Genomic DNA, 18,751 nt, shown 5'->3' with positions numbered 1-18,751 from the left:
ATTGTCGGGTTATGGTGAATTTATATGACCGGGGTTCTTAGTAGCATCGATAAGTGGCGCGTATCAGTAGTGCTCATGCTTGTCATCGCATGCATGCTTGTTATTTCATGTCAGCCAGCGCTGGCTGAATCCAGTGGCCTTTCCAGGGAATCTGCTCTCCCGGTGCTGAGTCCGACTGCGACTCCCACGCCAGTCACGCCTAATCCTGCCCTGTCTTCAGGCGTGATGCCCCGGGCTACAGTGGACCCGGCTATCATTAGCAACGCGATCAACTCGTACCATACCAGCTCGCCTCTGTTGTATGTAGTGGGCAATAACACCGTTTCCGTCATCGAAGTCGACACAAACAAGGTTATCGACGTCATCTATTTCAGCCCGGACATCGTGCTGGCGGACGCCGCGGTGAACGCAGACTACACGAGGCTATATGTCCTGTACTATAATAACACGGAATGGGGGGCCAGCCCGGAATACGAGTACATGCACTCAGCACCTGATTACTACATCGATACTATCGACCTCTCGGATAAGCAGGTCGTCGCTTCTACGAGGCAGAAAGGTAACGGCCGGTATGCTCTCTATGGTGATCCGGTCGAGATGCTGCTGTCTAAAGACGGCAAATACCTGTACGTGACGTTCGTCCACTACGGGGTCGGCCATCCCGAAAGCTGGCTTTACAGGTACGACACAGCTGCTAACGCGTATACCGCTGCAGTCCATGACCTCAATGCGGACAGCAGCCTCGTCTGGGTCACCGACATGGAGCTGGGCGACGACGGGTACCTGTACATAGCGGACCGGCAGGGGCACACAGTCTATCGCATTACGGAGCCTGCCCTGGACAAATTTTACCGGTACTTCCTCTGGGACTATCACTCGAAGGAAAAGCTGCTCTGGGGCCTTGACGTGAACTCTAAGACCGGGCGCATCTTCATCGCGGATACAGACAACTATCATGAGACGCTGAAGTCAGTCACCATCGTCGACATGGACGCTTTCGACTGGTACATCTGGGCCGGCATCTCGTCCTTTGAGACGACCAGCTCCCCCAGCCTGGTGACGCTATCGCCTGGCGGGGGCGTGCTATACGTGCTCGAGCCGACCGCCAAAATGGTGGAGGCGTTCTCTGCGCCAGCTTACAAAACCGCAGGTAGCTACAGCACCGGCAACCTCCCGGCCGACATCGCGCTGAGCCCGGACGGCTCCCGGCTGTACGTGTCGAATACCGGCGACAATACTGTCACGGCCATCGATTTGACCACCGGCACCCCCTTTGCCGGGTCGCCGATCAAGGCCGGAAACCTCCCGACAGGGCTCGTGATGGGCGTGCAGCCGCAGGGTAACATCAGCGTCAACAACTCCGAGCTGCGCTCCCGCATCTCGGCCAATCTCAAAGCTAACGCCCGGCTGGTTAACGTGCTGCCGAACATCACTGGCAACGCCAGTAACGGTAGTATGAGCGGGGGCATGGTGCTAATCGACCCAGACAGGGGGACGTTTACCAGAGTCGTCCTCACGGATATGACCCCGCAGGCCAATGCCTCTGACATAGGGCCAGCGTCGACCGTTACCCCGACGCCCGGAGCCACTCTTCAGGCGGATAACAAGACCGGCCCGGAAAACCAGCAGCAGGCCACCTCTGCCACAACGATGGCAACACCTGCCGGATCGGCAACGGCCCCCGGAGCTTCGGCGGCGCCGGGGTTCGGGTGGATCGTGGCGATATCCGGGATCACAGTAGTGGCGCTTATCAGCCTTCGAAGAAGCTAAAAAGCTACAGGCTGTAATAGAGAATTCTCTGCGCCTTTCTGGCCATCGAAAACAGCCCCGCTATCCTGAACGATAGCCTGTACGCCAGCCCCAGATTCTCAATATCCTCCGAGTCGGTAAAGTACCGCTCTACTTTCAGCCGGATGCCGTCCGATAGGGCTCGCTATGTATTACAGATATTGACCTGTTGAAGCATTATATTATCGAACGGAGCGCCTTTTTCATCTCCAGCCTGACCTCTGTCGGGGGCAGGTTGCCGATCGTATCGATGGCCTGAGAGATGATCTTCTTGTCCTTAGCCCTCAGCGCGTCTGCCATCGGGGTAATCAGGCTGCCGTCCTGAAGGTAGCCCAGGCCGAGTATTGTGCTCTTAATGACTTCGGCCTCTTTTTCGCCTTGCAGCAACCTGATCAACGCCTGCCTGGCCGCCCGGGGCTCTTCGGCAGACACAGCCGCCTTTGAGAGAAACTCCCCGAGCGCCAGCGAGGAATTCTTGCGTACTTCCATGTCTGCATCGCCCAGGGCCCTGGTCAGGACCGCTATGGCATCGTTTCTGCCCGTCATCCAGTGGTGCTCCAGCGCCCGGGATGCCGCCCTCCGGATTTCGACGCTTTCGTCGCTCATGTACTGGATAAGCTTCGGTATCCCTTCCTGGGTTTTAGCGTTGCCGTAGTACTGAATCTTTTTCACTGTGCCTGCCGTATCTGTCCCGAGTATCTTCTGAAAAAAGCCTGACATCTGTACCGACCCCTGTCCGTGCTTTAACAATTGTTAATTATTATCGTGTCCGCGGCCCATATAAATGTTAGGGTTGTATCGGACCGGTACATCAACGCAGAGTTACTGCATAGCCGCAGATGCTCCGGGAGATTGCTATCGGAGGATTGGCTGGTTTCGACAATCGTAAGCATGTAGATATCTGGCTTTAGCGACCCCGCCTGAACATGGCTTCAGCCCTGGATGTCTGTGGCATCATCGGCCAGATGCTTGAGGCAAATGCAAGTCATCTCCTTACTCTCTTCTGAATAATCGCTCTGCAAGACGCCGGATCTCCGTCTTCCGTGACCACGCTTCCCGGGCTACAGCGATTTCTGCGTCAGCTGCAGATTTATATTGCCCCTCGAACGCCCGATCCCGGGCGGCGCGGTAGCACCTGAAGCAGAGCGTTACTCCCTGAAACTCCTGGTAACTGCAGCCATCCGTTCTGCCGCAGTGCTCGCAAGAGACCATAAGTTGTAGTCAGACCGGTACGGGTAAAAATTTAGCGATTTTGTAATGTCGATAATGTCCGCAAGAGTAGTAGAATCTGCAAAACTTAAAAACTGTTAAAACTTGAGTAGCGGGGAATGGATTTGAACCATTGGTCTACGGGTTATGAGCCCGTCGGGATCTCCTGACTACCCCACCCCGCTATACAATAAAATCTTTGCAGCCCTATAACGCTGTCCGCGGTATATATAGTTTTCTGAATGCGATCACAGGCTAAGTATCCTTATACCATTCTCTTATTGGACTTATCCAGCGGTCGACGGAGGTTTTTCGGGCTTGTCCGGCATCAGCCGGATGCGGAGATGGCCGGGTAATGGACACCTGCCGAAAGGCGGCTACGCGACCGAAGGGTCGAGCGCTTGATGATCGCTTAGCGCTTGCGAAGGAGGTTCGACTGGCGCAGCCGAAGGCGCCGCCAGGTCGTGCCGACGAGGGTGCGAGCGCGGCCCGGACATCGGAGCACCCGAAAAACCGGAGTAGGCCGACCCGAAGGGTCGGACGTCGATCCGCTATCTGGTATTATTCCATGGTAATTGGTTTATCTTGAAAGAAGCCATCAGGCGACCGTCGACCCGCTCTGTAAAACAATAAAAGAATATGCAGGCCGTACTCTAATACAGCCCTGAAGCACATTCGATTCTGCTGCTTATCTTAGCTTTACTTCTTCTCCAGCTTCTTCTCTATCTCAGCCAGAAGCTGGTCATCTGTCTTACCGACGATATCGATGCCCATCTTCTTGGCCATGCCCTGAGTTCTGGTCAGCGCGATGTCCGCACCGGGCTGAGCAACCAGAGCGCTCTTTTCCGCCTGTAGCTCCCGCTCGATGTCTTGCTGGCCTCTCTTAAATTCTCCCATGGACCGGCCCATGGACCTGGCCAGCTCCGGGAGCTTGGTCGCGCCGAAGAGCAGCACGATGGCTAAAAAGATGAGGAGTAATTCCTGGGTACCTAGCATTGCCATGACGATAACCTACCTTCCAATTATACCGGAACGAACCTGTCCTGGTTAATCAACTACTTGTTATCCGGCATAATAAACTTTCTGCGGAACGCTATGCTATCGCCGGACGATATATACTTTACTTTAGCTGTTATGGACTTCTGTACATTCTACGTTGAATCTTGTCCTCATGAGGACTGATTACTATCCTCGTTGTGCTCTGCCCGGCGTTCTTTCCACGAATAATAATACCACACCGCAGCGAGGGTTGCAGCAACGACGATGAGCCCGGGTACGGATGCCTCGGGCCCGAAGGTGCCGCCGTTAACTAAATCGCTCCCGGTTTTGGTGATCTCCAGGGCGGCGTCCATGTGGCTGAAGCTGAAGACGTGGTACTGTAAAAAATTCCAGGTGAAGTGGTAGCCGATGGCGGCGAGCAGCCCCGCTTTGATGAACAGCATGGTCATCACGATGCTGGCGATAAATATCGTGGCCAGCGCTATGCCTGCCTCGATCATGCCTGCGTGCAGGAAGTACAGCGAGGGCAGATGCATGGCCGCAAAGCCCATGGAAGAGATTATGGCAGCAGTTTTTCTGCCCGCCAGCCTGTCCAGGTCGGCGAAGAGGTAGTGTCGGAAAGAGAGCTCTTCTCCGGTGGCGACGAACAACTGCAGTACTGCGCCCCACAGCAGGGCGTTTGCGAAGCCGGGCCGAAGGCCGTCGATGGAAAATCCGCCGGCGGCGAGGATGATCAGGAATACTGCAGCCATGGCCACTGCGGCAGTCACAATGCCCACGATCGGGTTGCCCCTCCTGAGCTCGATCCCGGAGACGAGCATGAAGGTCAGGGACAGCACGATGATGAGCAAATACGATGGTACTGGCCCGAGGGGGGAGAAGAGGACGATGGAGCCGATGATCAGGTAGAAAAACAGGATCCTGGCGACATCGACCGCTTTTATCGTCACTTAAAGCTCACCACTAGCTCGCACTGGCTGTTGCCGGCGCAGCACTTTCGGAGCGCTTTGACATCTGCGTCCTTGTTGACGGCCCGGACCAGGCCGAGGGTGTAGCTCTCGCAGATGTGCTCCCTTATGTCAGGATCGATGCCTTCGAAGACCTTTCCCAGCACGCAGCCTCCGGACTTGATGGTGATGTGCGGGAACTGCCGGGCCTTGTTGTCTCCTGTGACCTCGTAGTCTACGCCAGACAGGAGGGAGACGGTTTCCAGAGGGATAAGGCTTGCCCGGGGAGACTCTGGGTCTATGCGCAGGTTTTCGCAGATCTTGCGGCCGTCATCCAGCCCTATCTGGAGGGCTACCTCTGCCAGGGCTGCTTTCGCCTCGTCCCCGAAGCGGGCGACGAGCTTGCGGGCGAGGCCTGTGCTCAGGCGCTCGTCAACGCTGCGCTGCTGCCACCGCACTTTGGAAGAAACCCCCACGGTCTTCCAGGCGTTGGCAAACTTCGTGTACTTGTCCATTGATTACCCCCGAATCCGCCGCTCACGCTTTCGGGCGCTTCGGCTCGAACGGGCCGAGTACCGAGTACAGGAGCAGCAGGATGCCTACCAGTTGTATTGCGATCGCCGCCGTCCGGATGCCCGACTCGTCCAGCGCAGGCGTAATGGCCAGGAATTCCTGGGTGGCGGCGCTGAGGGTGCCCAGGTTGCCGCCGAAGATCAGGATGAAGAAGCCCAGCGCGAGGAAGATCAGGCTGGTCTGCCTCGTCTTGAGGTAAGCCTCGTAAATGAAAAGCACGAGCGCGCCCCCGAAGAGGTACGTCAGGATGGCTGCGAAGCCTTCGATTAGCGTTACTGTCATGTCACTCACTCACTCCTTCCTCGGTATGACGCATGTGTTCTCCTTGTGCCTCCTGGTCGTCAGGATGCTGCTGGTGCTGAGGACTCCGCTGGTGCCGTTGATGACTTTGAGCACCTTCTCCTTGAGCTCCCGGATGTCCTGGGTCCGGGCCTTGATGAAGATGTCGTAGGGCTCCAGCAGCTCGTACACCTCGAGCACGTTGTCGATGGACTTGAGGACCCTGACCACCTCGTCCTTCTTTTCGGCCTCCACGTTGATGCCTATGAACGTGGTCATGTTGCCGCCCGACTTGTCCGGGTTCAGGACGATGGTGAACTGCTCGATGATCCCTTCGTTGAACAGCTGGTTGACCCGCTTGTGCACGGTCGAGGTGGCCACGCCCAGATCTCCGGCGATCTCCGTACAGTGAGTGCGGCTGTCTCTCGATAGCTTTTCGAGAATAATGTAGTCCGTTTTATCCATCGGCATCTAAAACTTAGCTTTTGCCTCCGAGATGATAAATATTACGATAAATACAAAAATATAAGCTAAAAATTTCAGAGGCGGGCGAACTTCCGGATCTTCCGGACCCAGCCCCGGCCTATCTGGTACAGGTAAACCCTCACGGGCGTCTTCCGCACCTCTATACGGGTCCTCCCCTCCCGTATTCCTCTCAGGACGCTCTCCATATTCCGGTCCGCATCGATCTCGGTGACGGCGTTGCCCACCATCTCCGCCGAGTGGGCGTCGCTGCCGGCGACGGCCGACATCTTGCGCCGGCTGACCCTTCGCCCTGCCATAAAGTTATGCAGGCCCAGCAGATACCGGGAGTTATACACCTCGGCCGCATCGACGTCATGGGGGATGCGCATGCCGTGCCGCATCCGCTGGTCGGGGTGGGGGACGACAATGGTGCCGCCGAGCTTTCGGGCGGCGTGGATCGTATCCTTGACCGACATGCCCTTCGGGATGTCCTCGGTGATGCCCAGCACGATCAGGTGCCCCGCCTTCGTCGATATCTCCACTCCCGGGATCACTATGAGCCCTGGCGCCACCTTATCCACGACCTCCAGCGCATACCTGCCGCCCGCCGTGGTGTCGTGATCGGTGATGGCGACGCCGTCCAGGCCCCTGGCTTTCGCCGCTTTCAGGATTTCTTCAACGCTGCTGTGGCCGTCCGGAGAATAGTTCGAGTGGACGTGGAGATCAAAGCGTAGCATAACAGTTATTTATTTTGTCTGGCGCAATATAACACTTCTGTATGCGTGTATTGCTGGTCACCGGAAGGCTTGCCTACCCCGTGGTGAAAGAGGCTGCGGCATCTGCCAGTACAGTTGCTGTCGATGTAATCATGGCCGACGTGGGAGTCGCCGCCTTCGTGACGCCTAAGCTGCTCGAGCCTTTGATTGCCGATAAAAAGGACGACTACGACCTCATCTTAGTGACGGGCCTGTGTGGCTCCGACTTTTCTAAGCTGGAGGAGAAGCTGGGCGTCAAAATCAGGCTCGGCCCCAAGCACGCCTATGACATTCCCCTGGCCCTAAAATATGCGGACAAGATCGAGTTCTCCCACAAGATATCCGCCTGCCAGCTGCTCTCGGACGTCAAGCGGGATTCCGCCCTCAAGGATTTCGAGCGCATAGAGGCAGACGCTGAGCCGGCCTTCATGCTGAAGGGCGTCAAGGTCGGGGGAGGATCGACCATGAAGGTCATGGCCGAAGTGGTGGACGCCACCCGGCTGTCGGACGTGGACCTCATCAGGAAGATCGACTCCTACGCCTCGGCCGACATCATCGACCTCGGCATCCCACTGGAGTCCAGCCCGGACGCGGTCAGGCACGCGGTCAAGGTCGCCAGGTCAGCGACCTTCAAGCCGATCAGCGTGGACACCCTCATCCCCGAGTACCTCGAGGCCGGCATCGAAGCGGGCGCAAACCTGATCCTGAGCCTGGAAGGCTCCAACATGGAGAGGATTGCTCCGCTGGTAGCGAAGAAGGACATACCCGTAGTAGTCATCCCGGACGACGAGTCCCTCGGCAGCCTCATCCGGAACGTCGAGCGGGCGAGAGAGCTGGGTGTCAAGCATATACTCGCCGATCCCGTACTCTCCCCGATAGGACACGGCGTGGCAGAGGCGGTCTGCCGGTACCGGGACTTCCATAGGCTCTACCCCGACGTGCCCATCTTCTTCGGCGCGGGCAACGTGACCGAGCTCATGGACGCAGATTCCATCGGCGTCAACGCCATGCTCGCCGGCATAGCCATGGAAGTGGGCGCCAGCGTGCTCTTCACCACCGAGGCCAGCCAGAAATCGGCTGGCGGAGCGGAAGAGCTGAAGAAAGCCTGCATGATGATGGCGCTGGCGAAGCACCGCAAAGGCTCGCCCAAAGACCTCGGAATCGACCTTTTAGTCATCAAGGAAAAGCGCCCCCGCCGGGACATCGTCGAGCCGGGCACGCTCGTAGAGGCGAAGAAACACAAGATCCAGCTCGACCCCAGAGGCAGCTTCAACATCTGGATCGACGGCGGCAGGATCTACGCCAAAAACGGCGATATCACTGTCGTCGGTACGGACGCCGAATCCATCCTGCACACCATCGTCGATCGTGGGCTTGTTTCCCTGCTCGATCACGCCGGATATTTACAGGCTGAGTTAAAGAAGGCCGAGCTGGCGATACGGTTCCATCGCACGTACCTCCAGGATGATAAGTTCTAACTTATCAGGCCTGTGACTTTTTAGCCCGGCATTTCCCCGTGCAGCATGATAAAGCCGTGCATATGCCTGCATTTAACGTGCGGGTGATCATCCTTGTCAGACGTGCCATATACTCTTATACCCTCATGGGTGGTCGCTTCAGCCGTAGCGTAGGCACCTGTCATATTCGGATATCGCGGGACTATGAAAGCATATGCACCCGGGTAAGGCGGGTCCGAGGAGGTAATCAGTGTCAGTGTATAGAGCTCTCGTTCCAGGCCAGGAGAGTCGGTAACCAGCACGTGTAATGTGACGGTCGCATTACCATAAGGCCTCCCGTTCAAGTCCTGAACGCCACCGGAGAAATAGTACTTAGGCTCACTGCTGTTGTTCGTAGTGATGTCCAGAGTGATGCTAGTGTAGTCTGGGTCCGGGTGGCTATTTTCAGGTATCATAAAAGGGCCTTTATCTGGAATTTGCAATACGATGCGTGTCTGGGCCACTTTGTATGCTCCTTCGTATTTCAGCGAAAGGTTGCCGGACCTTCCGTAATATGTCACACCATCTCCCACGTCAGCCCGGGCATCCAGGTAACTGTAAGTGACCTCTGGTGACAGCGGCAGGTTATCAAATATGTACCAGCCTTCCATCCCCGGATCAGACCTTGACATAGTCGTAACGTTATAGACCTCCCTGCTCTCGCCTGAAGCATTTCCGTCCATCAGGTGCAGGGTAACCGGCTTTTCTACGAGCGGCCGGCCGTTCGAATCCTCGACTATGCCACAAACTGCGAATGCCTTGTACGGCGTTACGAGGATTGATTTGTTTACCCCGGGCTCCATCTCACAACTGGCGATAATCGTCATGTTATCCCCCGCGCTACTGGAGTTGACCCACCCAAAGTATGCCGTAGTCAGGCCGCCAGAAGTCTTATTTGTCACGGACCTCCGGCCAACGTAAGCCGGGTTAGGGCTCAACGAGCCATTTTTAAATGCATCCCACTCGTCTCCGCCCACAGTAAAGATAACCTCCGTACCATCCGGTGCCGGGCGTCCCCGGGCATCAGTGACCCGCGCGGTGATCGGGATATTATCGAACCCATTAGCTATCAGAATGTTATCAATTGACAGGTTAATCCCCGCCAGAGGAACCATAGATGGAAGACCTGCCGAATAGTTTTCTTTTCCAAAACTACCGTGATATAGCGGTTCCTGATTTTCTGCAGGCCTATTATGATTGCTGGGTGTTACTACAATGGCCAAAAAAGCCCCAAATAGTAAAATCAAGATTGCTATGATAATTATTGTTCGATCTGTCGGGAGCTTACCCATCCTTTCACCGACAGTCGGTTGTATCCTGATGTTATAAATATTTCGTTACCTATCATACTTCATATAATAGTTATCTAAAAATTTATGATCGGTAAGTTGAGTGTAGCATACTTGCCGGGCAATGATTTTATAATGCAGAGCGCTTTTTACTAGCGGGTGTAGTATGGACTTTCCCCCTAAAGTGGTGGCATCGGTAACTAGCAAGGATGACGCAAAAGAAGCGATTGCACTGGGCGCGGACGTCGTAGAAGTCCGGGTCGACCTGGTCGGAGGCGACGGCCCGGGACTCGTCGAAAGCATCTACTATGACATCGGCTGCCCGATCATCGTCACCATCCGCCCGAAGTTCGAGGGCGGGGAATTCGACGGCACAGACGCAGAGCGGGTGCAACTATTTAAAAAACTGACCCCTTACGCTGATTTTGCAGATTTCGAACTCCGTGCAAAGAACCTGGACGAGCTGCTCACTACTATAACGGGCACCGACGCTGTGCCCATCGTCTCTTACCACGACTTCGATCGCACGCCTTCGAACGAAGAGATGCTCTCCATCATCAACCGCTCCGTAGAAAAGGGCGCCATCGGCAAGCTGGCGGTGATGCCAAAAGACATGACCGACGTGCTGCGGCTTTTAGAAATCACCTTAAAATCAAAGCGCCCAGTATGCACCATCTCCATGGGCAGCCTCGGCCAGCACTCCAGACTCGTAGCCCCCGTATACGGCTCACTCCTGACCTACGGCTATGTGAGGCGGCCCGTCGCCCCGGGGCAGATCCGGGTAGATCAACTCCTCGAAGGGCTCAGGATCCTCGGGCTGAGGTAAAAACGGGCTGTTATTCAGGTAGAGGCTATGATAAATTTGAAGTTGGCCCTGTGTGAGTCGAAAATACCGCCAGGCACGCCAAGGAGCCAAGCTCGCCAAGGTGCCAAGCACGCCAAGCTATAATTTTAGTGATCGGTGTGGTTCCGATCGAAAAAGTCCCTGGCGTGCCTGGCCTCTTGGCATTCCATGAAAAAGTGTATCTTGGCGTTCCATGAAAAATTATCTCTTGGCGAGCTTGGCTCCTTGGCGGGCTTGGCGGTATTTTCGACCTATAAAAGGCCAACTTTCAATTTTTTGTAGCCTCTACCTGAATATCCATTTTTCACAGGACTACACTTCATGTAAACGGTACGAGCACCATCAGAACAGAAAAGTCAAGAATAATACCCTGTTAGCCTCTCAGACCTTTCCACACTCCCCGACCTCCTCCCCGACCTCTCTACCCTCTCAAACCTCCCACTTTAAAATTCCTCTCTAACCCCCGGGTACTCCCCGGCCTCCCTGAGCTTTCGGGGAGTTCGTTCGATAAAAAAATCGGCTGACAGAGGATAGCTATGATGATCCTGAATTTGTGTCTCCCCCGAACCGGGGCCGTTTCAGCATCTCCAGAATGTCCTCTCGATCGGTCAGCGGCAGGATGCACTTCCGGTCTTTGCAGAAGTACGCAGTAGGCCTGCCATTTTCTGCCTTTCTGCCCTCGAATACTGCCGGCCGCTGCCTGTACTGCCCGTGGTCGAGCATCACGATCTTCTTGATCAGCCTGCCGTTCACCAGATCTACCAGCTCCCTTCCCTCTTTCTCCGGGCCCACGATGGCGACCATCTCCGGCGGGTTAGCGTAGTAGTCCAGCGCCGCGAAGTACGTGCCGTGCCCGAGCGGGTACTGCCGGCACAGGTCGAAGAAGCCCTCCACCAGGGCGAGCGCCCGGTCCATGTACTCCAGCTTATCCCGGTAATTGGATAATTTGATCAGGTTCATCGCCATCTGGGGATTGCTGCCCGGGACGGAGAAGTCTGTCACCGGCTTGTCCTGCATCATGGGCGTCCGGTCTTCCGCCTGCACGAAGAAGTAGCCGCCGTGCTCCCGGTCAAAGAACTTCGCCTCGCAATCGTCCAGCAGTTTTTCTGCCTGGTCGAGCCAGCCCGCCTCCTGTGTGACTACATATAGCTCCAGCAGCGCCTCGATCATGCATGAGTAGTCCTCCAGGTAGCCGCTGTACACCGGCTTGTCCGTGTAGGTCCGGTACAGCGTGCCGTCCCTGTACATATGATCCATGATGAAGCTGGCAGACTCCACGGCGTAGTCCAGGCACCGGCGCTCGCCTAAGACTGAATAGGCCCGGGCCAGCGAGGTGATCATCAGCGCCGTCCAGCTGGTGTGGATGGACATGTCGACATACGGCTTTTCCCTCTTATCCCTGGCCTGGAGCAGCGCCTTCTTTTCCTTCGCAAACTGCGCCTTATCCGTCTCGCCTGTCGGGTAGAGCACGTTCTTCGTGGGCTCGAAGTTGCCGCCTCTCGTCACGTTGTACGCCTTGATGAAGGCGTCCGCCCTGTCTCCGAGGACGTCTCTGATCTCCTGCTCTTCCCACACGAAGTAGGCGCCCTCCTCGTGATGCACGTCTGCGTCGATGCTGGAGGCGAACCCTGCCGGCTCTCTCCTTAAGTCCCGGAAGACGAATTCGACGATCTCCGAGGCGACCTGCCTGTAATACTGGTTGCCGGAGAGCTGGTATGCCCCGAGGTAGGCGTTCAGCAGCAGCGCGTTATCGTTGAGCATCTTCTCGAAGTGGGGCACTTTCCACCCGGCGTCGACCGAATACCGGTGAAACCCGCCCCCTACCTGGTCGTAGACGCCGCCTGCCGCCATGTGGCTGAGGGTGTTGTCGACGATCTCCCACGCGGTCCTGTCTCCCGTGGACTCGTAGTACTGTAATAAAAACAGCAGCGCCTCTGAGTACGGGAACTTGGGTGAGGAGCCGAAGCCGCCGCTGACGGTGTCGTGGGCTGACCGCATTTGCTTTACCACTTCTTCGAGGTAGGCGGGATCGACGGGCTGCCGCAGCGGGGACACAAACGGGAAGCGCTGGGTGAGGTCGTTCACGATCCGCTCGACGCTGCCCCGGTCGTTGGTGTACAGGTCGGCGATGGCTGTGAGCACATCCCTGAATGCGGGCAACCCATGCCTGGGCCTGTCGGGGAAGTAGGTGCCGCCATAAAATGGCTGTTTGTCCGGGGTGAGGAAGACGGTGAGGGGCCAGCCGCCGTTGCCGGTGAGCGCCTGTACTGCCTCCTGGTAAGTGCGGTCGATATCGGGCCGGTCGTCCCGGTCCACCTTCACCGGGATGAATCGCTCGTTGATGATCGCCGCCGTGCTCCGGTCATGCCACGTCTCCCGGGCCATGACGTGGCACCAGTGGCACCACACTGCCCCGATGGAGAGCAGTACCGGCTTGTCTTCCGCTTTCGCCCGATCGAAGGCCTCGTCTCCCCACGGGTACCAGTCGATCGGCTCATCCGCCGCCCTGCGCAGGTAGCTGCTGTCCGCTTCCCCAAGCCTGTTCATAATATTAGAGATGGGCAGCCTCGATAAAAAGCGTGAGTATGCTTTTTGTAAAAATACCATCGGGCAGGCCGCGAATCTGGCCGATTTTGGCCACAGCATTATGAAGATGTCAGCCATCATCCTCATGGTACTGGCTAATATTTGCCTGCGATGTCCGTGGATCGGGTGGCGTACCACCTTCACGGCGATAGTATGTATGATGGGGGATATATTGTGCAGACGGAAAAGAGTGTAGATTCGTGTTTCATGTTACCTGTACAGCACGACAGGCTGGGCAGCCTGAAGAACTTCTGGGACGACCTCAACGAGAAGTATAGCGCTGACATAGACGGGCACCTCAAGCTTGCGGGAGTTCAGAAAGCCCAGGTGTTCCTGCAGACCATGCCGGACGATCGGGATTATATGGTCTTCTATATGCAGTCGAGGAACAGCCTGGACAGGACGCTGAAAGACATTTTCAGCTCCGATCTGGACTGCTCTAAAAGTCTGACCGACAGGTTTGCCGAGTTCACCGGCCTCGACTTATCGAAAGAGGAGAACATGCCGAAGCCGGAGTTGCTCATGGACTGGGAGGAGCGGCGGGAGTTCCTCGAGGAGCGGCAGATGCTCCTGATGCCCTGGTGCGTTGCGGCGCCCGTCAGGCAGGGAAAGACCGACGATCTCCGGAAGCTGATCGATGACATCGGCAAGTCAAGGATGGGCGATGTCGAGCAGCTGCTGCGAGACCATGACGTGCTCAGGGCGATCAGATGCCTTCAGCACACTCCTCAGGGTGATTTCGTGGTCGGGTACCTGCTCTCTTCCACCCGGTTCGAGGATCTGGCCAGCTCCATAGCATCCTGCACTGGCGAGATGTGCAACCTGGCCAAAAATGCCGCTAAGGAATACTTCGGCATCGATCTCTCCGATCCGAAGACCCTGCCTGATCTGAAGCTGCTGTTCAAGTGGGACGATACGGTCGGGTTCCAGACGGCTGAGCAGAGCATCGCCTATACTGAGTAAGGGTTATCTCACACGCGGCCGCGGCCCGGTCGACGAGTGACTACCGCAGAACAGGAGCGTTAATATCCGGATTCCACCGGGATGCCGGCAATGCGATATATAGCCGTGCCGCCTACACTGAGATCATGGAGAGCGTTACGGAGAAAGACCCTGTCTGCGGCAGAGACGTAGACCGGAGCCGGGCCATCGTCATCTTCAAGCTGGGCGAGAAGCGGTACCGGTACTTCTGCAGTGAAAAGTGTGCGCAGGTGTTCCAGAAGACTCACCTCGGCCTGTAACTACAAGTTTATCTTTTTTCCGTGCATAATTTACTGTGGTCAGCCAAGGCTAACCTGTTGCTATGAGAAAGACTGAACTGAAGATCACCGGCATGACCTGTGCCTCCTGTGTGGCCCGGGTGGAGAAGGCTATCCAGGAGACGAAAGGCGTAGAGAGCGCGACCGTAAACCTCGCCACAGAGAAGGCGACCTTTGTCTACGATCCGGCCCACATCACCATTGACGACATCGTGCGCTCGATCAGGGAGGCCGGCTATGGCGTCGAGGAGGAGAAGGTGACGCTGCCCGTCAGGGGCATGACCTGTGCCAGCTGCGTCAAGCGGGTGGAGGACGCCCTGAAGTCCAGCGAAGGTGTAGCAGACGCAGCGGTCAACCTCGCTACGGAGCAGGCCACCATCCGGTATTTCCCGTCGATCGTCACGGTCAACGATATCCGGAAGATCGTCAGGGATGCAGGGTACGAGATCCCGGAAGCGCCCTCCCCCGAGGAGTACGTGGACCGTGAGCGGGCATCCCGCGGCAGGGAGATGAGGGATCTCGTCGTCAAGTTCGCCATCAGCGGCGCCGTTGCCGCCATCATCATGGTCCTGATGTTCTTTGGGAGTTACATCCCCGGCCTTTCTTCGCTGAGCATGGAGCAGGTGAACTGGATCGGACTTATCCTGGCCACGCCGGTGCAGTTCTGGATCGGGTGGCGGTTCTATAAGGGCGCCTTCGCCGCTCTGAGGCACGGGACTGCGGACATGAACGTCCTCATCGCCGTGGGCACCAGCGCCGCGTACATCTACAGTGTGGCAGCGACCCTGTGGCCTCACCTGCTGATGATGGGCGGAGCGATGCCCGCCACGTATTTCGATACTTCCGTAACCATCATCGCCCTGATCCTTCTCGGGAGACTGCTGGAGGCGAGGGCGAAAGGCCAGACCTCCGAGGCGATCCGCAGGCTCCGGGGCCTGCAGGCGAAGACCGCCCGGGTCGAGAGGGACGGCAAAACGCTGGACATCCCGGTCGAGGACGTGCAGGTGGGCGACATAGTTGTGGTCAGGCCGGGCGAGAAGATACCTGTGGACGGAGTCGTGGTAGATGGCTATTCCGCCGTAGACGAGTCCATGGTTACAGGCGAGTCTATCCCCGTGAGCAAAAAGGAGAGCGACAACGTCATCGGCGCCACGATCAACAAGACCGGCTCGTTTAAATTTAAAGCGACCAAAGTAGGCCGGGACACGGTTCTCTCGCAGATCATCCGCATGGTGGAGCAGGCACAGGGCAGCAAAGCCCCTATTCAACGCCTCGCAGATCAGGTCGCCGCAGTCTTCGTGCCGATCGTCATCGCTATAGCGATCCTGACCTTCCTCGCCTGGTACTTCCTCGGCCCCCAGCCGGCGTTCCTCATGGCGCTGCTCAACTTCATCTCAGTCCTCATCATCGCCTGTCCCTGCGCCATGGGCCTCGCGACGCCGACCGCCATCATGGTGGGCACTGGAAAGGGTGCGGAGCACGGCATTTTGATCAAAGGCGGGGAGAGCCTGGAGAGCGCCTACAAGATCAACTCCATCGTGCTGGACAAGACCGGCACGATCACCCGGGGCGAGCCCGAGCTTGTCGCAGTCGTGCCCCAGCCCGGCTTTACGGAGCAGGATCTGCTACGGCTGGCGGCTTCTGCCGAACAGGGATCCGAGCATCCGCTGGGGGAAGCAATTGTCAGAGGCGCAACAGAGCGAGGCATCGGGCTGACCGGCCCCTCGAAGTTTGATTCGCTTACGGGCAGAGGCATAGTGGCAGAAGTCGATAATGCGCTGGTCTTCGTGGGCAACGCCCGGCTCATGGAAGATGAGGATATAGACCTCTCGGGCATGAAGCCGGACTTCGACCGGCTCTCCGCAGAAGGCAAGACGCCCATGTACGTCGCTATAGGCGAAAAGCCGGCCGGCGTCATCGCGGTGGCCGACACTATAAAAGAGGGCTCGGTCGAGGCGATCGCCGGGCTGAAGCAGATGGGCATCGAGCCGATCATGATGACCGGCGACAACCGCCGGACGGCAGAGGCCATAGCGAAGCAGGCAGGGATCACTAATGTACTGGCCGAAGTGCTGCCCCAGGACAAGGCCGGCGAAGTGAAGAAGCTGCAGGCGCAGGGCAAAACAGTGGCCATGGTCGGCGACGGCATCAACGACGCACCCGCTCTCGCCCAGGCAGACGCGGGCATCGCCATCGGCACCGGCACGGACGTAGCCATAGAGTCCAGCGATATCACCCTGATGAGCGGCGACCTGCGGGGGGTACTCACGGCGATCAAGCTCAGCCGGGCGACCATCAAGACGATCCGCATGAACCTCTTCTGGGCGTTCATCTACAACATCATCGGCATACCAATAGCGGCCGGCATCCTCATCCCATGGTTCGGCATCCAGCTAGACCCGATCATAGCTGCGGCCGCCATGGCTTTCAGCTCAGTGTCGGTCGTCTCGAACTCGCTGCTGCTGAACAGGTTCAAGCCCTAGGACAAAAAGCATACATTAATGTCGGATACCTGTCTATAAGCGACGGGTTGTTGGGATGGACAACGGGATACAGGCACCGGTAGACGACGGGATACAGGCACCGGTAGACGACAGGCTACCGGCCATTATCATAGGCGTACTCTTCAGCGTACTGAACGCAGTCGTCACCGTTTACCTGGCCATGAAGACCGGCATGGCCGACGGCATCGCATTTCTGCTCCTGTTCCTCTCCTTCTTCGTCTTCGTGGTTACGAGGACGGTGAAGTCCAGGGCTTTCGTGTACGTGATGGCCATCATGATGAGCTCCACGGCAGCGGTCGTCGCTTACACGGACGGCTTCGGGGCCATCATTATATCCGGGGAGCCGTTCGCCGTGCCCGATTATGTCATGGCCGCCCTGCTGAGCCTGGCAAGCATAATCGGCCTGCTGCTGTCCTTATATTTCACTGATTACTTCCTCAAGAGCGGCTTCCCATGGCCGATGCAGAAGGTGACGGCGGCCATCGTAACTATGCTGTCTGCGGAGAAGAAAGACGCGGCTTTCAAGGCTTCCACAGTACGCATGAGCATAGCGGGCCTCGCCTCGGGCGGGATATCCCTGTTAAGGGGCCTCGCGGTCATTCCCGAAACGTTAGGCACGACAGTAGCTGGTATAAGCCTGTCCCCGATGATGCTCGGCATCGGGCTATTGATCGGGTTCCAGGCATGCCTGCAGATAGCGCTGGGGGCGATCGCCTCGCTGGCCGTCCTGGTCTTCGTAGAGGGCTTTTCAACTGACTACATTGTTCACATGCGCAATCCCTGGGTCTTCTCGACGGCCATATCGATGATGGTGACCACGGCGTTCATTTCGCTCTACGTCATTGTCAAGCCCTACTTTTCCCGGCGCCCGAAGCCGGCCGGCGGGGAAGCCGGGGAAAAGCCTGCCACAGCGCCGGACGGTGGCAGAGCCCGCCGTCGCCTGCCGGGCATGAGGAGCCTGATGCTGGTTGCCGCCATAGGAGTGGCAGCGATCATCCTGCAGCTCTTCGTTGATGTGCCGGCCTTGGTCTTCCTCATCTGCATACCTATCGCCGTGCTCTTCATGATCATCGAGACGAGGGGCCGGGCCGAGATGTCCATGGGCGTCGGCATATCTTCCTTCGTGATCATCCTCCTGGTGGGCCTGGCGTTCGACAACATCGTGCCACTGCTCATCCTGGAAGGCTTCGTCGTGGCGATGGTCATGAGCTTTTCGCTGAGCCTGGCCCTGATCAAGACCGCTGAGTACAGCAATGTGGACGCCAGAGGTCTGCCATGGGTGCTCGTGATCGGCTCGATCGCCGGAAGCATCGTCTGCATTCCCATCATCCGGCTTCTCGATGCTATCTACGGCGTCGGCACGAACGCTCTTCCCGCCCCTTACAGCGTCATGTGGCTGGAGATGGCCACCTCCGCAGTCGCCGGAGCCCCCTCGCCCTCGATCGACTTTTATCTGATCCTCGCGGGCATCGTCATCGCACTGGTCCTGTACCGGTACAAGATATCTGCGGTCGCCGTCGCCATAGGCCTCCTGCTGCCCGTATCTGTGACGGCGATGATCTTCGCCGGCGGCATCCTGGCGTGGGCGATCCATAAGAAGGGATGGCTCAAGGACGATAACGGCATCACGGCCTCTGGCCTGATCGCGGGGGATATTCTCGTGGGTCTGGCTATATCGTTGCGGTCATTATTGTAGTGCTTGTCAGCGTCGAGATGAGTCAGACCCATTAAACTTTTGAGTAACAGATTTGTTACACA

16 protein-coding genes and 1 tRNA gene are annotated in these 18,751 nt (G+C 57.3%); 7 read left to right on the top strand and 10 right to left on the bottom strand.

Annotation, left to right across the window (positions count from 1 at the left end):
* Nucleotides 1–24 precede the first annotated feature (24 nt).
* On the top strand, nucleotides 25–1,770 hold the full coding sequence (locus RCI_RS07395) for a YncE family protein (protein WP_012035793.1): 1,746 nt from the start codon (nucleotides 25–27) through the stop codon (nucleotides 1,768–1,770).
* A 195-nt stretch (nucleotides 1,771–1,965) separates the two neighbouring features.
* Here the strand turns inward: RCI_RS07395 and RCI_RS07390 are convergent, their stop codons facing one another.
* The 8 genes from RCI_RS07390 to RCI_RS07355 all read right to left on the bottom strand — a co-directional run bounded on the left by RCI_RS07390 (nucleotide 1,966) and on the right by RCI_RS07355 (nucleotide 6,997).
* On the bottom strand, nucleotides 1,966–2,508 hold the full coding sequence (locus RCI_RS07390) for a HEAT repeat domain-containing protein (RefSeq protein ID WP_048198231.1): 543 nt from the start codon (nucleotides 2,506–2,508) through the stop codon (nucleotides 1,966–1,968).
* Between the two features lie 599 nt (nucleotides 2,509–3,107).
* A tRNA-Met gene (locus tag RCI_RS07385) sits at nucleotides 3,108–3,182 on the bottom strand.
* A 514-nt stretch (nucleotides 3,183–3,696) separates the two neighbouring features.
* Complete coding sequence (locus tag RCI_RS17485; RefSeq protein WP_197535242.1) at nucleotides 3,697–3,999, bottom strand: Sec-independent protein translocase subunit TatA/TatB; 303 nt, start codon at nucleotides 3,997–3,999, stop codon at nucleotides 3,697–3,699.
* A gap of 167 nt (nucleotides 4,000–4,166) precedes the next feature.
* Nucleotides 4,167–4,946, bottom strand: a complete 780-nt coding sequence (locus tag RCI_RS07375; RefSeq protein WP_012035788.1) for a CPBP family intramembrane glutamic endopeptidase — start codon at nucleotides 4,944–4,946, stop codon at nucleotides 4,167–4,169.
* Complete coding sequence (locus RCI_RS07370; RefSeq protein ID WP_012035787.1) at nucleotides 4,943–5,458, bottom strand: hypothetical protein; 516 nt, start codon at nucleotides 5,456–5,458, stop codon at nucleotides 4,943–4,945. Before RCI_RS07370 ends, RCI_RS07375 begins: the two co-directional genes overlap by 4 nt.
* A 22-nt stretch (nucleotides 5,459–5,480) precedes the next feature.
* Nucleotides 5,481–5,798: a hypothetical protein gene (locus RCI_RS07365; protein ID WP_148266564.1), complete on the bottom strand. Its 318-nt coding sequence runs from the start codon at nucleotides 5,796–5,798 to the stop codon at nucleotides 5,481–5,483.
* A 9-nt stretch (nucleotides 5,799–5,807) separates the two neighbouring features.
* A complete protein-coding gene (locus tag RCI_RS07360) occupies nucleotides 5,808–6,266 on the bottom strand; it encodes an Lrp/AsnC family transcriptional regulator (protein WP_012035785.1) in 459 nt (152 codons plus the stop codon).
* Nucleotides 6,267–6,334: 68 nt separating this feature from the next.
* Entirely contained in the window at nucleotides 6,335–6,997 is a 663-nt protein-coding gene (locus RCI_RS07355; RefSeq protein WP_012035784.1) for a PHP domain-containing protein, read from the bottom strand.
* 41 nt (nucleotides 6,998–7,038) lie between these two features.
* On the opposite strand from RCI_RS07355, the gene RCI_RS07350 reads away from it, so the two are divergent.
* Nucleotides 7,039–8,493 (top strand): dihydropteroate synthase-like protein, encoded by a 1,455-nt coding sequence (locus tag RCI_RS07350; protein ID WP_012035783.1) that lies wholly within the window; start codon nucleotides 7,039–7,041, stop codon nucleotides 8,491–8,493.
* A gap of 20 nt (nucleotides 8,494–8,513) precedes the next feature.
* On the opposite strand, the gene RCI_RS07345 is transcribed toward RCI_RS07350, so the two are convergent.
* Entirely contained in the window at nucleotides 8,514–9,626 is a 1,113-nt protein-coding gene (locus RCI_RS07345; protein WP_148266563.1) for a hypothetical protein, read from the bottom strand.
* 340 nt (nucleotides 9,627–9,966) lie between these two features.
* Here RCI_RS07345 and aroD point away from each other — a divergent pair, with 340 nt between their 5' ends.
* Nucleotides 9,967–10,626, top strand: a complete 660-nt coding sequence (aroD, locus tag RCI_RS07340; protein ID WP_012035781.1) for a type I 3-dehydroquinate dehydratase — start codon at nucleotides 9,967–9,969, stop codon at nucleotides 10,624–10,626.
* Nucleotides 10,627–11,178: 552 nt separating this feature from the next.
* Here aroD and RCI_RS07335 read toward each other — a convergent pair.
* The gene (locus RCI_RS07335) at nucleotides 11,179–13,191 is read right to left on the bottom strand and encodes a thioredoxin domain-containing protein (protein WP_148266561.1); all 2,013 of its coding nucleotides are present in this window, start codon (nucleotides 13,189–13,191) and stop codon (nucleotides 11,179–11,181) included.
* A gap of 213 nt (nucleotides 13,192–13,404) precedes the next feature.
* Between RCI_RS07335 and RCI_RS07330 the strand changes: the two genes are divergently transcribed.
* The 4 genes from RCI_RS07330 (at nucleotide 13,405) to RCI_RS07320 (ending at nucleotide 18,689) form a co-directional block, all read left to right on the top strand.
* A complete protein-coding gene (locus RCI_RS07330) occupies nucleotides 13,405–14,193 on the top strand; it encodes a hypothetical protein (protein WP_148266560.1) in 789 nt (262 codons plus the stop codon).
* A gap of 125 nt (nucleotides 14,194–14,318) precedes the next feature.
* Complete coding sequence (locus RCI_RS16980; protein ID WP_158308887.1) at nucleotides 14,319–14,471, top strand: hypothetical protein; 153 nt, start codon at nucleotides 14,319–14,321, stop codon at nucleotides 14,469–14,471.
* 62 nt (nucleotides 14,472–14,533) lie between these two features.
* On the top strand, nucleotides 14,534–16,972 hold the full coding sequence (locus RCI_RS07325; RefSeq protein WP_012035778.1) for a heavy metal translocating P-type ATPase: 2,439 nt from the start codon (nucleotides 14,534–14,536) through the stop codon (nucleotides 16,970–16,972).
* Between the two features lie 55 nt (nucleotides 16,973–17,027).
* On the top strand, nucleotides 17,028–18,689 hold the full coding sequence (locus tag RCI_RS07320; RefSeq protein ID WP_012035777.1) for an OPT/YSL family transporter: 1,662 nt from the start codon (nucleotides 17,028–17,030) through the stop codon (nucleotides 18,687–18,689).
* The last annotated feature ends 62 nt before the right edge of the window (nucleotides 18,690–18,751 follow it).

Origin of the sequence: Methanocella arvoryzae MRE50 (genome assembly GCF_000063445.1) — an archaeon.
GTDB classification, from domain to species: domain Archaea; phylum Halobacteriota; class Methanocellia; order Methanocellales; family Methanocellaceae; genus Methanocella_A; species Methanocella_A arvoryzae.
The sequence above is the reverse complement of the archived record's forward strand: the minus strand, read 5'-3'. Positions and strand labels throughout refer to the sequence as shown.